This is a genomic window from Rahnella aquatilis CIP 78.65 = ATCC 33071, from assembly GCF_000241955.1.
GTDB classification, from domain to species: domain Bacteria; phylum Pseudomonadota; class Gammaproteobacteria; order Enterobacterales; family Enterobacteriaceae; genus Rahnella; species Rahnella aquatilis.
In genome coordinates this window covers 4,164,416-4,184,783 of record NC_016818.1, presented here as the reverse complement: position 1 = coordinate 4,184,783, position 20,368 = coordinate 4,164,416, and the positions used below count along the sequence as shown (strand labels likewise).

General features: G+C 52.8%; 16 protein-coding genes. 15 read left to right on the top strand and 1 reads right to left on the bottom strand.

Going from position 1 to position 20,368, the window contains the following annotated elements:
* The first annotated feature begins 172 nt into the window (after positions 1-172).
* The 10 genes from RAHAQ2_RS26150 to yjjJ all read left to right on the top strand — a co-directional run bounded on the left by RAHAQ2_RS26150 (position 173) and on the right by yjjJ (position 12,858).
* Entirely contained in the window at positions 173-2,728 is a 2,556-nt protein-coding gene (locus RAHAQ2_RS26150) for a PKD domain-containing protein (RefSeq protein ID WP_015698761.1), read from the top strand.
* Between the two features lie 424 nt (positions 2,729-3,152).
* Positions 3,153-3,746 (top strand): molecular chaperone OsmY, encoded by a 594-nt coding sequence (gene osmY, locus RAHAQ2_RS18895; protein ID WP_015698759.1) that lies wholly within the window; start codon positions 3,153-3,155, stop codon positions 3,744-3,746.
* Positions 3,747-4,064: 318 nt separating this feature from the next.
* Entirely contained in the window at positions 4,065-4,226 is a 162-nt protein-coding gene (locus tag RAHAQ2_RS25175; protein ID WP_013577105.1) for a DUF1328 domain-containing protein, read from the top strand.
* A 170-nt stretch (positions 4,227-4,396) separates the two neighbouring features.
* Positions 4,397-5,671, top strand: a complete 1,275-nt coding sequence (locus RAHAQ2_RS18890; protein ID WP_148267140.1) for a patatin-like phospholipase family protein — start codon at positions 4,397-4,399, stop codon at positions 5,669-5,671.
* Positions 5,668-6,453, top strand: coding sequence for a TatD family hydrolase (locus RAHAQ2_RS18885; RefSeq protein ID WP_015698757.1), 786 nt, complete (start codon positions 5,668-5,670; stop codon positions 6,451-6,453). Before RAHAQ2_RS18890 ends, RAHAQ2_RS18885 begins: the two co-directional genes overlap by 4 nt.
* A 548-nt stretch (positions 6,454-7,001) precedes the next feature.
* The gene (gene deoC, locus RAHAQ2_RS18880) at positions 7,002-7,781 is read left to right on the top strand and encodes a deoxyribose-phosphate aldolase (RefSeq protein WP_015698755.1); all 780 of its coding nucleotides are present in this window, start codon (positions 7,002-7,004) and stop codon (positions 7,779-7,781) included.
* A gap of 90 nt (positions 7,782-7,871) precedes the next feature.
* A complete protein-coding gene (gene deoA, locus RAHAQ2_RS18875) occupies positions 7,872-9,200 on the top strand; it encodes a thymidine phosphorylase (protein WP_015698754.1) in 1,329 nt (442 codons plus the stop codon).
* An 88-nt stretch (positions 9,201-9,288) separates the two neighbouring features.
* A complete protein-coding gene (deoB, locus tag RAHAQ2_RS18870) occupies positions 9,289-10,512 on the top strand; it encodes a phosphopentomutase (protein WP_015698753.1) in 1,224 nt (407 codons plus the stop codon).
* Positions 10,513-10,595: 83 nt separating this feature from the next.
* Positions 10,596-11,315 carry a purine-nucleoside phosphorylase gene (gene deoD, locus RAHAQ2_RS18865; RefSeq protein ID WP_015698752.1) on the top strand — a complete coding sequence of 240 codons (720 nt, stop codon included), beginning with the start codon at positions 10,596-10,598 and terminating at the stop codon, positions 11,313-11,315.
* A gap of 196 nt (positions 11,316-11,511) precedes the next feature.
* Entirely contained in the window at positions 11,512-12,858 is a 1,347-nt protein-coding gene (gene yjjJ / locus RAHAQ2_RS18860; RefSeq protein WP_015698751.1) for a type II toxin-antitoxin system HipA family toxin YjjJ, read from the top strand.
* Position 12,859: 1 nt separating this feature from the next.
* Here the strand turns inward: yjjJ and RAHAQ2_RS18855 are convergent, their stop codons facing one another.
* Positions 12,860-13,648: a YtjB family periplasmic protein gene (locus tag RAHAQ2_RS18855; RefSeq protein ID WP_015698750.1), complete on the bottom strand. Its 789-nt coding sequence runs from the start codon at positions 13,646-13,648 to the stop codon at positions 12,860-12,862.
* 246 nt (positions 13,649-13,894) lie between these two features.
* On the opposite strand from RAHAQ2_RS18855, the gene serB reads away from it, so the two are divergent.
* The 5 genes from serB to RAHAQ2_RS18830 all read left to right on the top strand — a co-directional run bounded on the left by serB (position 13,895) and on the right by RAHAQ2_RS18830 (position 20,365).
* Positions 13,895-14,863: a phosphoserine phosphatase gene (serB, locus tag RAHAQ2_RS18850; RefSeq protein WP_015698749.1), complete on the top strand. Its 969-nt coding sequence runs from the start codon at positions 13,895-13,897 to the stop codon at positions 14,861-14,863.
* Positions 14,864-14,883: 20 nt separating this feature from the next.
* The gene (radA, locus tag RAHAQ2_RS18845) at positions 14,884-16,266 is read left to right on the top strand and encodes a DNA repair protein RadA (RefSeq protein WP_015698748.1); all 1,383 of its coding nucleotides are present in this window, start codon (positions 14,884-14,886) and stop codon (positions 16,264-16,266) included.
* 72 nt (positions 16,267-16,338) lie between these two features.
* Positions 16,339-17,598: a multifunctional transcriptional regulator/nicotinamide-nucleotide adenylyltransferase/ribosylnicotinamide kinase NadR gene (gene nadR, locus RAHAQ2_RS18840; protein ID WP_015698747.1), complete on the top strand. Its 1,260-nt coding sequence runs from the start codon at positions 16,339-16,341 to the stop codon at positions 17,596-17,598.
* 344 nt (positions 17,599-17,942) lie between these two features.
* Positions 17,943-19,490, top strand: a complete 1,548-nt coding sequence (locus RAHAQ2_RS18835; RefSeq protein WP_015698746.1) for a DUF3300 domain-containing protein — start codon at positions 17,943-17,945, stop codon at positions 19,488-19,490.
* A 17-nt stretch (positions 19,491-19,507) separates the two neighbouring features.
* Complete coding sequence (locus RAHAQ2_RS18830) at positions 19,508-20,365, top strand: DUF2950 domain-containing protein (RefSeq protein WP_015698745.1); 858 nt, start codon at positions 19,508-19,510, stop codon at positions 20,363-20,365.
* The last annotated feature ends 3 nt before the right edge of the window (positions 20,366-20,368 follow it).

Below are 20,368 nucleotides of genomic sequence, written 5' to 3'. Positions count from 1 at the left end.
CCAATCACTCCATATTTATTTAATATGCATCGCAATTAATTCATGCTTTATTTTTATAGGGTGATAATAAAAATCTTAATTTAACATGGTTTCAAATATGTTTTCTCATGAAACATATATGTATCCAATGAATATCCCGCCGTGCAATGATATATATATAAGGAATGTAGTTATGAAAATGAATAAAATCACACAGATGCTGTGTGTTGCCGGTCTGACGATGGCCTCGGCCAGCGCTTTTGCCCTTGAAGCGTGGAACGGACAGGAAGGCGGTGACACCTTTGAAGTCATTTTTGACGGCAGTGTTTACTCAAATGTCTGGTGGGTCGGTGCAACAAATTGCCCGGGCACGGCGGAGCAAGATCAGGGTGCAAATCCATGGCGTAAAGTGCGCAGCGCAACCGCCACGGAAATGAGCCAGTATGGCAATCCTACTGTGTGTGAAATTGCCGGTGACGGTACGCAGGATCATTATGCCGATTATGACAGCAGCCATGATTATTTAACGGGTGATATTGTTCTGGCAAATGGTATGACGTACAAAACGTCAAAAGCAACACCTGCACACAGTTTCGCGCCGGCAGAAAATAATCCGTGGGTAGTTTATGCGCCGACGCCGAACTGGAGCAGCAGCGCTACCTATAATCAGGGTGATAAAGTTCAGAAAGACGGCGTCATGTATGAAGCGCTGTTCTATACCGTAAATAATGATCCGTCCCTTCCTGCCAATCAGAATCCTCAGGGAAATAATGGCCGTCCGTGGAAACCGTCAGGGGCGGTACAAACCTATTCACAGGAACAAATTGATAACGCACCAGCGTTAAATATTAATACATTATATCCTGCTAATTCCTTAGTGAAATATAACGGTAAGAATTACCAGTCTGCTGTAATAGTTCAGAAAGTGAAACCTGATGATATTTCACCGTGGGCTGTCTATATGGACTGGACCGGCACCAAAGAACGTGTTGGCGTGCCGAAAAATCCATGGCCTGCACAGTTCTATGCGCCATACGTTGATTTCACCTTAAATATGCAGCCTGACCTGGTGGGTTTGGCGAAAAACCAGAACGTTAATCATTTCACCATGGCCTTTATGGTCGCTAAAGACGCCAATACCTGTGTGCCGACATGGGGGACCGCTTACAGCGTGACCAATTACGCACAGTACAGCAAAATCAAAGCACTACGTGAAGCGGGCGGCGATATTATGGTGTCGATCGGCGGTGCGAACAATGCCCCTCTGGCCGCAGCCTGTAATAACGTGAATGACCTGCAACAGCATTATTATGACATTGTCGAAAACCTGAACCTGCAGGTGCTTGACTTCGATATCGAAGGCAACTGGCTGGCTGATAAAGAATCTGTTCAGCGCCGTAATGCTGCTGTCAAATTAGTGCAGGATCGCTGGGCTGCCGAAGGCCGTCACATCGGTATCTGGTATACCCTGCCCGTTCTGCCAACCGGTTTAACTCACGAAGGGATGGAAGTGTTGCAGGATGCCAAAGATCAGGGCGTCGTGCTGACCGGGATTAACGTGATGGCGATGGATTACGGCAACGCTCAATGTCAGTCGGCCAACACTGAAGGTCAGAATATTCACGGTAAATGTGCTACGTCCGCCATTGATAATCTGTTCACTCAGGTGAAAGGTTTATACCCTGAGAAGAGTGCCGCACAGGTTTACGCCATGCTGGGAACAACGCCGATGATTGGCTATAACGATGTGCAGGGTGAAGTGTTCTATCTTTCCGATGCACGTCTGGTCTACCAGCAGGCGAAAGATTATGGCCTGGGTATGATCGGTGCGTGGTCTGTGGCCCGTGACCAGCCGGGTATTTCAGGGCAAGTTTCGGCGGAACACAGTGGTATGACGCCGGAACAGGCTCCGATGTACGCTTACAGTCAAATCTTTGCGCCAATCACCAGCGGTTCACCGGCGCCGGTAGAAACCAATACGCCGCCGGTGGCTAATGCCGGTATTGCTCAGCAAGTCAGCGGAACCTCCGTCATCACGCTCGACGGTTCAGCCAGCACGGATAAAGAAGGCGATACCCTGACGTATCAGTGGAAGCAAGTTTCCGGGCCGGCAGTGACGCTGCAAAACAGCGACTCGGCAAAAGCGACATTCAACGTGGCGCAACCGGTGACCAATGCGGTATATACCTTCTCGCTGACCGTAAGTGACGGCGAAGGCAGCACCACAGCGCAAACCAGTGTGAATGTGATTGATGCGTCTAAACCCGTTGCACCCTCAATATCAATCGACCCTACGTATACCGTAAATTCTGGCGAATCGCTGACCCTGACAGCAAAAGTCACCGATCCTGATTCGCTGCCGGCTGACTTACATTATCAGTGGACGAATCCGGCAGGATTGCCAGTGGCACCGGCTCAGGGAGCGGCGTCCAATACGGAAGTGATCACCGCACCGGATGTGACCGTCGATACGCGCTTCACTGTCGACGTGACCGTCACCGATAACACCGGTTTAGCGGACACCGCCACCACCACCATTCTGGTGAAAGCCAAAACTGCGGCAGGGGATTATGAATATGTTTATCCGCAAAGCAGCGAAAAATACGTAGCGGGCACCAGGGTCTTAGGCAGTGATGGTGGTATCTATCAATGCAAGCCTTTCCCGTACTCCGGTTGGTGTAGTCAGGCGGCCTGGGCATATGCACCTGCGACCGGCACGAACTGGCAGGATGCGTGGGATAAACAGTAATTCCATAACTGAAGACTGATTTTTAACGCAATAATTCTCAAATGGCTCCTGTGAAGGGAGCCATTTTTTTATCTGATGTCTTCCCCGATCTTATTTTTTGTGATCAATGTGCCGATATTTTGCGCAAATTTTGGCGTAAACCTTCGGACTTGTCTGCATTAGAGGCCATATTCGACGATCTCCCTACTAATCTGGACATTCTTGACTATATTAAATGTGTGTTCAGGACGGAGTGGCTTAAAGCACTGCTTTGATATCACGTAACAGAGAGTTATGTCGAATGGCGATTAAAAGCCAGAATAAAACGATGTACTCTGCTACAAGGAAAGTAAAAACAGCAGCAATACAATTTGTTAGAAGGCGTCACCAAGAATGTGGCGTGCAGAGCCGTAATTAAGGCTCATAAACCGAAAGGAAGAAATCGATGAAAAATTCTAAATTTGCCTATTCAATGATGGCCGTAGTTCTGGGTACCGCACTGATGAGCGGTAGCGCGCTGGCAGCAACGACTACTACAGATAGCGCAGGTGCAAAAATCGATAGTTCCATGAAGAAAGTTGATAACTACATGGGCGACAGCGCCATCACGGCAAAAGTGAAAAGTGCTCTGGTAGATGATAAAGCCATTAAAAGCAGCGACATTTCTGTCACCACGAATTCCGGCGTGGTCACGCTGAGCGGCTTTGTCGGTTCGCAGGCTGAAGCCGAGCAGGCTGTTGCCGCAGCAACCAAAGTTGAAGGGGTTAAATCCGTCAGCGACAAATTGCATACCAAAGACAGCAAAGATCAAAGCGTCAAAGGCTATGCCGGTGACAGCGCGACCACGGCTTCTGTAAAAGCCAAATTGCTGGCGGATGACATCGTCCCATCACGTAACGTGAAAGTCGAAACTACCGACGGCGTGGTACAGCTCTCCGGTGCAGTAAAAGATCAGGCACAGTCTGACCGTGCTGAAAGCGTTGCGAAAACCGTTGATGGCGTGAAAAGCGTCAAAAATGACCTGAAAGTCGCACCGTAACGATCATCTGCTATATCCGTTGTACGTGGCGCCTTTCCACCGGCAGGGCGCTGCATTTTCTGAATAACGCATAACTATATTTATGTGACCGCAGAAGATACGGGATGGGCGAGATTTGCCTGCAGTCAGAAAAAATATCGTGTCGGAAACGCTAACACTTTCATTTTTCGACTACCTTTATTAAGTAATCATTTTTTCTTACCGGCTTGCTGCCGGTTAATAAAGCGTATGAAGGCAAATACGTCACAGTGAGTCCGGCCTGAAGCGGGGCACAACCTTTTAAAATGGCAAAGTGAAAATAGGGTAAAGGAGAAGCTTATGTTTCGTTGGGGCATTATTTTTCTAATCATCGCGTTGATCGCGGCGGCTCTCGGTTTCGGTGGTTTGGCGGGTACAGCTGCCTGGGCTGCAAAAATCGTCTTCGTAGTCGGTATTATTCTGTTTCTGGTCAGCTTGTTTACCGGTCGTAAGCGGCTCTGACCGCATCACATTCGTGATGCCAAAATGTGTTAATTAATGACATCGCCCCCTTCACTGAAGGGGGCGATTCTTTTATGTATGCAATCTGGCCGTTAACAGGACGTAACGATTTTGTCGCCCGATTTTGGCAAGAAATCCACGCAAAGCAGGAAGACGAGGTATGCTCAGAAATGAAGGCCACCGCTTGGGGCCATTTGCGTGAGGACGATGCGTTGGGATACAGAATACCTGTCACGCTGGGGAATATAGAACCGCTGGCGTACAAACCCTATACGCCGGGGAAGATTGCCCTGGTGTGCGAAGGCGGGGGGCAGAGAGGCATTTTTACGGCCGGTGTGCTGGATGAGTTTCAGCGCGCGCGTTTCAATCCCTTTGATTTATATCTGGGCACCTCTGCGGGGGCGCAAAATCTCTCTGCTTTTGTCTGCGGGCAGCCCGGTTATGCGCGACGGGTAATCACCCGCTATACCACCAGTCCTGATTTTTTTAACCCGCTGCGGTTTGTGCGTGGCGGACATCTTATCGATCTCGACTGGCTGGTCGAAGAAACCGCCAAAAACATGCCGCTGGCGATGGAAAGCGCAGAAAAACTGCTCATCAATGGCCGTGAATTCCTGATGTGTGCCTGCCGCAGCGATGACTACACCGCCAGTTATTTTTCACCGACGCGGGAAAACTGGCTGCCGGTGATCAAAGCTTCCAGCGCTATTCCGGGTTTTTACCGCCTGGGCGTGGATCTGGATGGCATCAGCTATCAGGACGGCGGCATCAGCGATGCGATCCCTGTTGAAGAAGCATACCGCCGTGGTGCAGATACCATTGTGGTCATCCGTACCGTGCCTTCGGCGATGTTCTATACGCCGCAATGGATGAAGCGGATGGAGCAATGGCTGAGCGAAAGCAGCCTGCAACAACTGGTGCGCATGATGCAGCATCACGAAGAAAGCTATCACCGCATTCAGCAATTTATTGAGAATCCGCCGGATGATGTGCGTATTTTCGAAATTTTCCCCCCAAAACCGCTGGCCAGCCATGCGCTCGGCAGCCGTCTGCCTGCGCTAAATCAGGACTATCATCTTGGCCGCCGCTGCGGACGGTATTTTCTGTCTGCCGCCGCGCACTGGCTGTTGCCGCGTGAAAACGAGCGTCCTTATCCGCTGATCGAACCGCGCGTGACGCGACGTCCGCAGCGGATCATTGTGCCGCAGGACGAGCCTGAGAATGTGATCCCATTGGCGGCCTCTGCCAGCACGGTGGAACAAATTATTCTCGATCCCGCAGTGCTGACGGACATGGTCGCCGACGGGGGTGTGGTTCGCCCGGCTGCGTTTAAAGACAGCGTAGTCAGTTCGTCGCCACCGCCACGTTCCTCTTCAGACATGCCACCGCCGGAAAGTCCCGCATTATCTGAGAATTACCCGTCCAGTGAGGGGGATAAGTTGTGAGTTACACCTTCATCGATACGCACTGCCATTTCGATTTTCCACCGTTTACAGGGGCGGAAACCGAAAGTCTGCGCCTCGCCGGACAGGCTGGCGTGCGGCAGATTATTGTTCCTGCCGTCACGTCTGAACGTTTTCGCGGCATTCTCTCGCTGGCAAAAAAATTCCCGCCATTGCACGCCGCACTGGGGTTGCATCCCCTTTATATTGCAGAACATACAGACAGTTGCGTGGAATTACTGGATTCGCTGCTCAGCCAGCGGGATCCGTATCTGGTGGCAGTCGGGGAAATCGGTCTGGATTTATACATGGAAGAGCCGCTATTTGAGCAACAACAACGGTTGCTGAAAGCGCAGTTCGCACTGGCAAAACGTGAAACGCTACCGGTGATCCTGCATTCACGGCGCAGCCACGATCAGCTGGCGGCGATGCTGCGTCAGGCAAAACTGCCGGCAACCGGAGTCGTTCACGGGTTTGCAGGCAGTCTTTCTCAGGCCCAGGCGTTTATCAAACTGGGTTTTGCGATAGGCGTGGGCGGCACCATCAGCTATGAGCGCGCGCAGAAAACCCGTCATGTGATGGCAGAATTACCCCTTTCCTCTTTGCTGCTGGAAACCGATGCGCCGGATATGCCTCTGCAAGGTTTTCAGGGCCAGCCTAATCGCCCGGAACGGGCGGCGACTGTGTTCGATATTTTGTGCAGCCTGCGCAGTGAAACGCCGGAACAGATTGCCGACGCGTTGCTCGATAATACCCGCCGCATCTTTAATCTCCCTTTGCTGTAAACCGTCATAAACTTACTTTTGTGATTTAAATAACATTTAACATGGCGTTTTTAAGCCTTTTCAAAAAGGGTTTTGGTCTTATCCCGATTTCATTTCTCTTTATAATGTTATTATTATAACATTACTCACAAGATCACCGGTGGGTGATCGCAGTGTAAGCACCCGAACTCCGTTTGTCATGATTCGGGTATACACTCTTATAAGGGTCGAATACTGAGCATAAAGGCCAGAAAGTGTGATTTTAATCTCATTTTTCTAAGCAACGTTGCAAACGGTTTTCATTTTGTGTGAAATACTGCACACAGGAACCTGATGTGACGTGTTCAAATAGTCACAATGAATTGGCGTCAGCCAATCCAAGCGCGGTGAGAAGGATCTCAGTTGCCGCGTAAGCCATTACACGCCGCTTACGCACGCTATCTTCAAGGAACCAAGTCCGCTCGCCAACCGTGCAGAATTCTTTTCCCGGCGTTAACCGCGGGAAAAAATTCATGACTGTATGCTCAGTTCTGGCCGGTCGCTGGAATTGAAAATTGTTGGAGAGTTATATGACCGATTTAACCGCCGCAGCGCAACGTGCGCTGAACCTGATGGATTTAACCACCCTGAACGAAGACGACACTGATGCGAAAGTGATCGCGCTTTGTCACCAGGCGAAAAGCCCGGCAGGTAATACTGCTGCAGTCTGTATTTATCCTCGTTTTATCCCTGTGGCCCGCAAAACCCTGCGTGAGCAAGGTACGCCGGACATCCGCATTGCGACCGTGACCAACTTCCCGCACGGCAATGACGATCTTGAGATTGCGCTGGCAGAAACCCGCGCGGCCATTGCTTACGGTGCCGATGAAGTGGACGTGGTATTCCCGTACCGCGCGCTGATTGCCGGTAACGAGCAAATTGGTTTTGAGATGGTGAAACAGTGCAAAGAAGCCTGTGCTGCCGCCAACGTTTTGCTGAAAGTGATCATCGAAACCGGTGAACTTAAGCAAGATGCACTGATCCGTAAAGCGTCTGAAATTGCGATTAAAGCCGGGGCTGACTTCATCAAAACCTCCACAGGTAAAGTGCCTGAAAACGCCACGCTGCACAGCGCTGAGCTGATGATGAGCGTGATTGCAGATATGGGCGTGGGCAAAACCGTCGGTTTCAAACCGGCCGGTGGCGTGAAAACCGCAGAAGACGCCGCACAATATCTGGCGCTGGCTGATCGCCTGCTGGGTCGCGAATGGGCTGACGCACGTCATTTTCGTTTCGGCGCATCCAGCCTGCTGGCAAGCCTGCTCACCACTCTCGGTCATGCTGGCCAGAAAGCCACCAGCAGCTACTAATCACTGTTGTTATGCCGATGCCGTGACGCTGTTTTACAGCGTCCGGTATCCGCATCCACCTTTAGCGTTCAGCTCAGGCAGGGGGATACCTTGTTTCTCGCACAAGAAATTATTCGTAAAAAACGTGACGGTCAGCCTTTAAGTGACGAGGAAATTCGTTTCTTCATTAATGGCATTCGTGACAGTCAGGTTTCAGAAGGCCAGATTGCCGCGCTGGCAATGACCATTTATTTCAATGACATGACCATGAATGAACGTGTTTCGCTGACCATGGCGATGCGTGATTCAGGGACCGTGCTCGACTGGAAAAGCCTCAGCCTGAACGGTCCGGTTGTAGATAAACATTCTACCGGTGGCGTGGGTGACGTGACCTCACTGATGCTTGGCCCGATGGTGGCGGCATGCGGCGGTTATGTCCCGATGATTTCCGGCCGTGGCCTCGGCCATACCGGCGGTACGCTCGATAAACTTGAAGCTATCCCGGGCTTTGATATTTTCCCGGATGACAGCCGTTTTCGCAGCATCATTCAGGATGTCGGCGTGGCAATTATCGGCCAGACCAGCTCGCTGGCACCGGCGGATAAACGTTTCTATGCGACACGTGATATCACCGCAACCGTCGATTCTATTCCGCTGATCACCGCTTCGATTCTCGCTAAAAAGCTGGCCGAAGGCCTGGATGCATTAGTGATGGACGTCAAGGTCGGTTCCGGCGCATTCATGCCGACTTACTCGCTGTCAGAAGATCTGGCGCAGGCGATTGTCGATGTGGCGAATGGTGCAGGTTGTAAAACCACCGCGCTGCTGACCGACATGAATCAGGTGCTGGCATCCAGCGCAGGGAATGCGGTGGAAGTGCGTGAAGCCGTGCGCTTCCTGACCGGCGAATACCGTAATCCGCGTCTGCTGGAAGTGACAATGGCGCTGTGTGTTGAAATGCTGCTGTCCGGCGGACTGGCTAAAGATGACGCCGATGCCCGCCGCCAGTTGCAGGCCGTGCTGGATAACGGCAAAGCCGCAGAAGTGTTTGGCCGCATGATTGCCGCCCAGAAAGGCCCGACCGATTTCATCGAGAATTACGATCGTTATCTGCAGCAGGCTACGCTGAGCAAACCGGTTTACGCCGAAGGCAACGGGATTGTCAGCGCGATGGACACCCGTGCACTGGGCATGGCTGTGGTTTCACTGGGTGGCGGACGTCGCCGCGCCAGCGATGCTATCGACTACAGCGTCGGTCTGACTCACATGGCGCAACTGGGCCAGCAGGTGGATACCCGTCAGCCACTGGCGATGATCCACGCGAACAGTGAAGCGGCCTGGCAGCAGGCGGCGCAGGAAGTGCGTGCGGCCATTGTCCTGAGCGACAACGCGCCGGAAAGCACGCCGGTGGTTTACCGCCGGATCGGCGGTAACGCTTGATTTCAGGCCATAACACCCCCATTTAAGATTGATCAGGTGCGCGGCAGTTCCGCGTGACCCAATGCGTAACCATTCGCAGGAGAGCAAAATGAAACGTACATTTATCATGGTGTTAGACTCATTCGGTATCGGTGCCAGTGAAGATGCCGAACGCTTTGGCGATGCCGGTTCTGACACATTGGGCCATATCGCGGCTGCCTGTGCGCGTGGTGATGCGGACAAAGGTCGTAAAGGTCCACTGAATCTGCCTAACCTGACCCGTCTGGGGCTGGCGAAAGCCGCTGAAGGATCTACCGGTAAAATTCCTGACGGCATGGACGGTGATTCTGAAATTACCGGTGCGTATGCTTACGCCAGCGAACTGTCTTCCGGTAAAGATACCCCGTCAGGCCACTGGGAAATTGCCGGTGTGCCTGTGCTGTTTGACTGGGGCTATTTCAGCGACACTACCAACAGTTTCCCGCAGGAGCTGCTCGATAAACTGGTTGAACGCGCCAACCTGCCGGGCTATCTCGGTAACTGCCATTCTTCCGGTACCGTCGTGCTGGACGATTTGGGCGAGGAGCACATGAAAACCGGCAAGCCGATTTTCTACACTTCAGCCGACTCCGTCTTCCAGATTGCCTGTCACGAAGAAACCTTCGGGCTGGATCGCCTGTATGAACTGTGTGAAATCGCCCGTGAAGAACTGACTGAAGGCGGCTATAACATCGGCCGCGTGATTGCCCGTCCGTTCATCGGTGACAAAGCTGGCAACTTCGAGCGTACCGGTAACCGTCACGATTTAGCGGTTGAGCCACCGGCGCCGACCATCCTGAAAAAGCTGGTTGATGAGAAAAACGGCCATGTGGTGTCTGTCGGTAAAATCGCAGATATCTACGCCCAGGTCGGCATCACTAAAAAAGTGAAAGCCACCGGCCTGGACGCGCTGTTTGACGCCACCATCAAAGAGATGAAAGAAGCCGGTGATAAAACTATCGTCTTCACCAACTTTGTTGATTTCGATTCCTCTTACGGCCACCGCCGTGATGTGCCGGGCTACGCCGCCGCACTGGAATTGTTCGACCGCCGCATGCCGGAATTGCTGGAGCTGGTGAAAGAAGATGACATTATTATCTTCACCGCTGACCACGGTTGCGACCCGACCTGGCGCGGCACGGATCATACCCGTGAGCACATTCCGGTCTTAATCTATGGCCCGAAAGTAAAACCGGGTTCATTAGGCCACCGTGACACCTTCGCAGACATCGGCCAGACAGTCGCTAAATACTTCGACCTGTCACCGATGGATTACGGCAAATCCATGCTCTGATACTTTTCTTACGCGGCCAGTCTTTTATACTGGCCGCGTTTTTTATAATGAATATGACACCTCGCTGATTAAGGAATAAGAAGATGGCAACTCCACACATTAATGCTGAAATGGGCGACTTCGCTGACGTCGTGCTGATGCCGGGCGACCCGCTGCGCGCCAGGCACATCGCGGAAACTTTCCTGCAGGACGTTAAACAGGTGAACGACGTGCGTGGTATGCTGGGGTTCACCGGCACTTACAAAGGCCGCAAAATCTCTGTGATGGGTCACGGCATGGGCATTCCTTCCTGCTCCATTTATGCTAAAGAACTGATCACTGAATTCGGCGTGAAGAAAATCATCCGTGTCGGTTCTTGCGGCGCAGTGCGTGCAGACATCAAACTGCGCGACATCGTGATCGGCATGGGTGCCTGCACCGATTCCAAAGTGAACCGCATGCGTTTCAAAGACCACGATTACGCGGCTATCGCTGATTACGACATGGTGCGCAACGCGGCTGACGCGGCGAAAGCCAAAGGCATCAACGCGCGCGTAGGCAACATCTTCTCCGCTGACCTGTTCTACACGCCGGACCCGCAGATGTTTGACGTGATGGAAAAATACGGCATTCTGGGTGTCGAAATGGAAGCCGCCGGTATTTACGGTGTGGCAGCAGAATTCGGTGCGAAAGCACTGACTATCTGTACCGTTTCCGACCATATCCGTACGCATGAGCAAACCACTGCCGCTGAACGTCAGACGACCTTCAATGACATGATTGAAATCGCGCTGGAATCCGTTCTGCTGGGCGATAAAGAATAAATTTTGCAGATATTGCAGAGACTAAAACGGGCACCGATGGGTGCCCGTTTTGCTATGCGTTTTAAGGGAGTAGTTTCTCTATTTTTAACTTCGCAATATCTTCATCTCTTTGATATCAAGATATCTTGATATCAACATTCTCGCTATTCAGCTATGCTATTAGCTATGCGTTTTTCTATTCATTACTGAGCCGCTCATGTCTGAACTTGTGGATTTGCTGCGTCAGGGCAGCCTGACGGCGAAAGAGATCACTGAACTCCTGCACATCAACCAGTCAACGCTCTCAAGGCGGCTGACTAAACTTCCTGAAATCGTCAAAATCGGGAAAAGTCGCGCGACCCGTTACATTCTGCCGCGTCCGCTGGACAATCAGTGGTGCTTTCCGCTTTATCAGATTAATGAGACAGGAAATGCAGAAAAGGTTGGAACGCTGTATTCCATCTGGCCTGGGGAAAGCTGTGCGGTCGAAATGACCAATGGTCAGTCGCTGATTTACGACGGTTTACCCTGGTTCATCACGGATATGCGACCGCAAGGGTTTTTAGGTCGTGCGTGGGGGCGTGATATTAATGCCTCGCTACATTTTTCCGATGATATTAAAAGATGGACCGAATCTCAGACACTGATCGCGCTGGCGAGAGCGGGCAATGAAACAGTGGGTAATTTTGTTATCGGTGAAATGGCCTATCAGCGATGGTTTCACCAGCCGGAAGATATTCCCGTTCCCCGTGAAGATAAAAATCAGGTCTATGAGCGGCTGGCACAGAGGAGTCTGGCCGGTGAAGAGGTCGGTTCATCTGCGGGCGGCGAGCAACCTAAATTCAGTTGCTACGCAGAACATACAGACCGCGAGGCTTCACAGGTTTTAGTGAAATTCTCTGCGCCGCCAGTCAACGAAAATGCCCGTCGCTGGGGAGATTTATTGCGTGCCGAAAGCCATGCGCTGCGCGTACTGCAAGATGCGGGCATTCCGGCTGCGGCGTCCGAAATCTTTACCGGCAAGAAGGGCGAAGTTTTCCTCGAGGTAGAGCGATTTGACCGGGTAGGGGCGCGAGGTCGTCGCGGGCTGGTGTCGCTGGAAGCGGTCTCGGCCGAATTCGGCGGGGGAAGCAGAAACTGGTTTCTGACCGGACAACAGCTGCAGCGGAACAAGATTATTACCGTTCAGACGCTTGGCCGAATAGAGCAACTCTATGCCTTTGGTAAACTGATTGCTAACAGCGACATGCATCAGGGAAACCTGTCCTTCATCGATCCGGCCATCGATCCTTTAAAACAAGCGCTGTCGATATCGCCAGTCTATGACATGCTACCGATGGCCTTTGCACCGACCAATGCCGGTGCGATGCGCCGCGAAGCCGTGTCACTCACGCTTGATCCTTTAGTGTCGAAAGAAAAGTGGGTGAATGCGCAGGCATGGGCGAGGGTGTTCTGGCGGAAGGTGGAAAACGACAGGGACATCAGTGCTGAGTTCCGCCATCTGGCCAGTGGTATGCTGGCTCAGATGGACGGCTTAACAGCCATTATTCAGCGACTGGCCTGAATCACTTCGGGCGGCTGCGTTTCAGGCTGCGGTAAGCAGCCTGTGCGGCTTCTTTGGTTTGCGCTTCGGTCGCCGGTTTGGCTGCCACGACGTCGGATTCCGGCTCAGGAATGTTGAGCACCGGCGGTGGACCGAACTCGTCCGGCTCGTCTTCCTGCTCATCATCTTCTTTTACCGGTTTGCTGGCGGTTAGCAGGAACGGCGATTGCTGCCAGCGCGAACGGCGGCCTTGCAACAGCGTGCGGGCCAGAATAATACCGACGCCCAGCGCGGCGAGCATCATCAGCCGCAGCAGATTGGTGGTGTTATCCACCTGCTTGGATTCTGTGGCCAGCACGTGCGTGTCCAGCGTGATACGTAAAAATCCGCTCGGGCCGTTTTTGTCTTCGATCGGCACCACAATCTGATGATTGAAGTAGCTGCCCGCCCGTTTACCATCCAGCGACAGACGATCCCGCACCGGCACCTGTTCGCCCGCGTGCGCGACCAGAGAGCCGTCAGACTGATAAACGCTGGCGTCGAGAATGCGACTGCCATCGGTAAGCTGACTCAAAATAGTGGAAATTTGTGCGATATCAGCGCCATCATTGTCGCTGTCCATCAATGGCGCGAGGGAAAACGCCACCTGTCTGGCGAGCGTCTGGGCAAGTTGTTCCACCTGCGTTGAACGGGCCAGTTGGTGTCCCAGACTGAAATAGGATGCGCCTTGCATCAGAATGACTAATAATGCCAGACTTATCAATACGATAGCTGCGCGGTGCAGGCGAAATTTAAGTTTGGCCCTGGCCATTCTGTTTCCTTGCGTATTTCGATGACTTTATGTTGCCAGAAGACGCCACGATAAGGTAGCTTGATGCCTCATTTTACCCTGCATCCTTCAAGCTGCCTCTGCGTTGGCTGCCTTCATTCACTCCGGTCACTGACCTGTGTCAGCTCCCGGAGATTCATTCAGTTGCCGCCTTGATGCAACTCGAATGATTTTGGGTAAATAGTGATATTTGTTTTCCTAATACCATAACGCCCTACAGGAGCCATCATGCCAAACAGTCTGACCTATTGCGATCTTCCTGCGGAGATCCACAAATGGCCGGGACTTCCCCTTTCATTGAGCGGTGACGAAGTCATGCCGCTGGATTACCGGGCAGGACACACCGGCTGGCTACTGTATGGCAGAAAACTGGACAAAACGAGCATTACGCTGTTCCAGCGCCGGTTAGGCCGCGCCCTGGTGATTGTCAGCGCCTGGGCAGTTGAAGGTTATCAGGTGGTGCGTCTGGCCGGTTCACTCACCGCTGATGCACAGCTTCTCGCCGAATCCTTTGAATTTGATGTCGCTCAGCTGGGGAAAGTGCCGTATCTGCGTGCACCGGGCCTGCTGGTCATGGACATGGATTCTACCGCGATTGAGATTGAATGCATCGATGAAATAGCCAAACTGGCTGGCGTCGGTGAGCAGGTAGCTGACGTCACTGAACGCGCCATGCGTGGTGAGCTGGATTTCTCCGCCAGCCTGCGTCAGCGCGTCGCCACCCTGAAAGACGCGGATGCCAGCATTCTGCAGCAGGTGCGTGAAACCCTGCCGCTGATGCCGGGGCTGACCGTAATGGTTCAGCGTTTGCAGGAAGCGGGCTGGCACGTGGCAATTGCGTCCGGCGGTTTCACCTATTACGCCGAATATTTGCGTGACCAGCTGAATCTGGTGGATGTGGCCGCGAACGAACTGGAAATCCGTGACGGTAAACTGACCGGTCGGGTGATCGGGCCGATTGTGGATGCACAATATAAAGCCGATACCCTGCTGAAACTGGCAGAAAAACTGGGCATTTCTCACGAGCAGACCGTCGCCATCGGTGATGGTGCGAATGACCTGAAAATGATGGCAGTCGCGGGCATGGGCATTGCTTATCACGCCAAGCCAAAAGTCTACGAACAGGCCGCAGTATGCATCCGTCACGCCGATCTTCTTGGCGTTCTGTGTATTCTCAGCGGCAGTCAATCCTGGTAAAAAAAACAAAGAGGTAAGTTGTGGCCAAAGCAGCAAAACGTGCATTTGTGTGTAATGAATGTGGCGCAGATTATCCGCGCTGGCAAGGGCAGTGTAGTGCCTGTCAGGCCTGGAACAGCATTACTGAAATCCGTTTGGCCGCTTCCCCGACTGTGGCGCGTAACGAACGTCTCACCGGTTACGCCGGTGATGCGGGGGTCAGCCGCGTGCAGAAACTTTCTGATATCAGCCTTGATGAACTGCCGCGTTTCAGCACCGGTTTTAAAGAATTCGACCGCGTATTAGGCGGCGGCGTGGTGCCGGGCAGTGCGATTCTGATTGGCGGTAACCCCGGTGCCGGTAAAAGTACGTTGCTGTTGCAAATTCTCTGTCATCTCAGCGAAAACATGAAAACCCTGTATGTCACCGGGGAAGAATCGCTGCAACAGGTTGCGATGCGCGCACACCGTCTGAGTTTACCGACGGCTAACATGAATATGTTATCGGAAACCAGCATCGAACGGATTTGCGAAATTGCAGATATTGAACAGCCGAAACTGATGGTGATCGACTCCATTCAGGTGATGCACATGGCGGATATCCAGTCGTCACCGGGTACGGTCGCGCAAGTGCGTGAAACAGCGGCCTATCTGACGCGTTTCGCTAAAACGCGCGGTGTGGCGATCGTCATGGTCGGTCATGTCACTAAAGACGGTTCGCTGGCGGGGCCGAAAGTGCTCGAACATTGTATTGACTGTTCCGTGCTGCTCGACGGCGATGCCGATTCGCGTTTCCGTACGCTGCGCAGCCACAAAAACCGCTTTGGTGCCGTGAACGAACTGGGCGTATTCGCCATGACCGAACAGGGACTGCGTGAAGTCAGCAATCCGTCGGCAATTTTTCTCAGCCGTGGGGATGAAATCACCTCCGGTAGCTCCGTGATGGTGTTGTGGGAAGGGACGCGCCCGCTGCTGGTTGAGGTTCAGGCGCTGGTCGATCAGTCGATGATGGGTAACCCGCGTCGTGTGGCGGTCGGTCTTGAGCAGAATCGTCTGGCCATATTACTGGCTGTGCTGCACCGTCATGGCGGCTTGCAGATGGCGGATCAGGATGTCTTTGTGAACGTGGTCGGTGGCGTGAAAGTCACCGAAACCAGTGCCGATCTGGCGCTGCTGCTGTCGCTGGTCTCCAGCCTGCGTGACCGTCCGTTGCCACAGGATTTGGTGGTGTTCGGTGAAGTCGGGCTGGCGGGGGAAATCCGCCCGGTGCCGAGTGGTCAGGAGCGGATTACCGAAGCGGCAAAGCACGGTTTCAAACGCGCCATTGTGCCGCATGCCAACGTGCCGAAAAAGTTGCCTGCCGGTATGCAGGTTTTTGGCGTCAAAAAGCTGGCTGATGCGCTGGCGATCCTCGACGATTTGTAACGCTTAACTGCTGTCGCTGCTCAGTGTCTTTATGCTATTTTTTGTTTAGTACAGAAAACCTGAGGACAAGGCATGTCACAGTTCGACTATCTAAAAACCGCGATAAAACAACAGGGACGCACGCTGCAACAGGTGGCCGAAGCCAGCGGGATGACCAAGGGTTATCTCAGCCAGTTGTTGAATGCAAAGATAAAAAGTCCCAGCGCCCAAAAGCTGGAAGCGTTACACCGCTTCCTGGATCTTGAGTTTCCCCGTCGCGAGAAGAATATTGGCGTGGTGTTCGGTAAGTTTTATCCGCTGCACACCGGCCACATTTATCTGATCCAGCGCGCCTGCAGTCAGGTCGATGAGTTGCATATCATCATGGGCTATGACGAACCGCGTGATCGCGAGCTGTTTGAGAACAGCTCAATGTCACAGCAGCCTACGGTCAGTGACCGGCTGCGCTGGTTATTACAGACCTTCAAATATCAGAAAAATATCCGCATTCATGCCTTTAACGAAGAGGGGATGGAGCCGTATCCGCACGGCTGGGATGTCTGGGGGCGTGGCATTAAAGAGTTCATGAACCAGAAAGGCATTGAACCGAATACTATTTATTCCAGCGAAGAAGCGGATGCGCCGCAGTACCGCGAGCATCTCGGTATTGAAACGGTGCTGATCGACCCGAAACGTTCATTTATGAATATCAGTGGCCGCCAGATCCGTCAGGATCCATTCCGTTACTGGGATTACATTCCGACTGAGGTTAAACCGTTTTTCGTACGCACGGTGGCGATTCTGGGCGGCGAGTCCAGCGGGAAATCCACGCTGGTGAATAAATTAGCCAATATCTTCAACACCACCAGTGCCTGGGAATATGGCCGTGATTATGTGTTCTCGCACCTGGGCGGCGACGAAATGGCGCTGCAATATTCAGATTACGATAAAATTGCCCTCGGACAGGCGCAGTACATTGATTTCGCGGTGAAATATGCCAATAAAGTGGCGTTTATTGATACCGACTTTCTGACAACGCAGGCCTTCTGTAAAAAATACGAAGGGCGCGAGCATCCGTTCGTGCAGGCGCTGATGGATGAATACCGGTTTGATCTGGTTATCTTGCTGGAAAATAATACACCGTGGGTTGCGGATGGTCTGCGCAGTCTGGGCAGTACGTCTGACCGGATGTCTTTTCAGAATCTGTTAATCGAAATGCTGAATCAGAACAACGTGGAATATGTTCACGTGGAGTCCTCCGATTACGATCAGCGTTTTCTGGAATGCGTGGAGCTGGTACAAAACATGCTGGCGGCGGATACCAGCCGGTTGAATGGGCCACCATTGCGTTGATCAAAAAGCAGTCGTTAAAAAGCGTGTATTCTCCGGGATATGCGCTTTTTAATATTCATACTATAAATGCTTTATTTTTTTATATGCATCATAATTATTAATGAATTCATCTGATTATCTCATTTCGTGATTTTATTAATTCAGTTTGTAACGCCTTAAAATAAAATATCTATTTTATTCATGTGATTGAGTGTATTTCATTCTTCTTCAAATTTTATTGCGCATTTTATGTGTAAATTTCATCAGTGGAATAAAAATACAGTGGCAGCCGTTGAGTTTTATTTATCCGATTATACTCATTCAATCTGCCTCTCATTCCGCTGAGGCTTTCTAAGGTGATCCGAATGAATTTATCATTCAAGCCCTGGGGTATCGCAGTATTATGCGGCGCGGGAGCATTCGCTCTGGCCAGCGTGTTGTTCATGCAAGGCTGGCTTCCGGTCAGCAGTCAGGCCGAAACCACGACGCAGACTGCGCCTGTCGCCGTTCCACCTCCTGCGGCAGCCCCTGTGGCTGCGGTAACGCCACCGGCGTTTACGCAGGCTCAGCTCGATCAGTGGGTCGCGCCCGTGGCGCTCTATCCTGACAGCCTGCTTTCGCAGGTGCTGATGGCCTCTACCTATCCGATGAATGTCATTCAGGCAGTGCAATGGTCACGCGACCATCCGCAAAGTCAGGGCGATGCCGCCGTTGCTCAGGTTGCGAATGAGCCGTGGGATCCGAGCGTAAAATCGCTGGTGGCTTTCCCGCAATTGCTGGCGCTGATGGGGGAAGATCCGGCGTGGGTGCAGAATCTGGGTAACGCGTTTCTGGCGCAACCGGATGAGGTGATGAACACCGTGCAGAAATTCCGGCAGGTGGCGCAAAACAGCGGGGCGCTGAAAAGTACGCCGCAGCAGACCGTGACAGTCAAACCCAAAGCGGCGGCGCAAAGCAGCTCAACCGCGGTGGTGAAAAGTGCCCCTGCGCAGCAAACCATCGTGATTGAATCCGCTGATCCGCAGGTGGTGTATGTGCCGAGTTACAACCCGAATGTCGTGTATGGCGCATGGCCGACACCGGCCTATCCGCCGGTGTATTTGCCACCGCCTCCGGGGCAGCAGTTTGTCAGCGGCGTGGCATCGGGCATCGGGTTTGGTGTCGGTGTGGCAGCGACTTACGCCATTTTCGGGGGTATCGACTGGGATGACGACGATCATCATCACGATGATTATGATCATCACGGCGGTTCACAAAATAATTATGTCAACGTGAACGTCAACAATTACAACCGCATTTCCGGCAATAATAACAATGCGCTGAATCATCCGGGCAACGCCAATACCGCTGGCTGGCAGCATAATCCGGCGTTCAATGCCGGTTTGCCAAACCGCAGTGCGAACCTCAATGGCGCGACGCAGAGCCGGGTACTGAATAATGCGGCGCAGCGTAATAACTATCGTGGTTTCGACAATAACGCGGTCGGCCGTAATAACGGCGGTGTGCAGAATCAAAATCTGGAGCAGCGCCGTCAGCAGGCGGCATCGGTGATGAGTCAGCATCAGAACACACCGCAGGTTCATTCTCAGCCGCGGGATCTTCAACATGCAGCGCCTGCCGCCGGTATGAGGGAGCATTCAGCTTCGCATAATGTCACGGAGCGCCAGTTGCCGCAGCATCAGCCACTGTCTCAGCACAAGGCGAATCGCCAGCCGGTCCAGCAATCTAACCTGAACCAACATCAGCGGCAGAATCTGAATGCATCACGCAGCACGGCATTCAGCGGGAACTCAAGCCGCGGGCCGTCATGGCAACAGCAGCAAGCGCGGGGCAGTCAGAGCCGCGAGCATATGCAGAATGTCCAGCGGTCACGCCCTGCCAGTGCAGAACCCGCTCATTTACACCGTCGCTAGACTGACGAGGAAAAGTCATGAAGAGATTGCGTCATTTTTTGATTTCAACCGGCCTGCTGTTGCTGCCTTTAACCGGTTTCGCGCAGCAGACGTTTGCCACCCCGGAACTTGCCGCGCAGGCACTGGTAAAAGCCATTGAAGCGCATGATGATGCGTCGCTGCAAAAACTGCTTGGGAATGACTGGCAGGTGTATCTGCCGCCAGAAGATGTAGATCCGGACGAGGTGGCGCGTTTTCTGCGTGACTGGCATATCAGCCATAACATCGCAGAACATGGCGACACCGCACACCTGAATGTGGGGTCCGAAAACTGGCAGTTGCCGATCCCGCTGAAACACACGGCGCAGGGCTGGTCATTTGATATGGCTGCCGGTGCCGCTGAAATCGAAACCCGCACTATTGGCCGCAATGAGCTTTCCGCCATTCAGGCGGTTTCTGCCTACGCCGATGCGCAGCACGAATATCAGCAGTCTACCGGACAATACGCTCAGCGCTTTATCAGTATGCCGGGCCAGCATGACGGTCTGTACTGGCCGGTGAAGGAGGGAGAAGCGCCCAGCCCGTTAGGTCCGGCCTTTGGCAACGATCATCCGGGATCGGATTATCACGGGTACTTTTACCGCATCCTCACCGCGCAGGGCGCAAACGCCAGCGGCGGTGCGTACAGTTACATCGAAAATGGCAAGATGACCAAAGGTTTTGCGCTGATCGCCTGGCCGGCGGTTTACGGCCATACCGGCGTGACCAGCTTTATGATCAATCAGCAGGGCGAGGTGTATCAGCAGGATTTAGGTGAGCATACCGACGCCGCCGCAAAAGCGATCACGGCGTTTGACCCCGATGCCAAATGGCAAAAAGTGGACGATGGGGAATAGCAG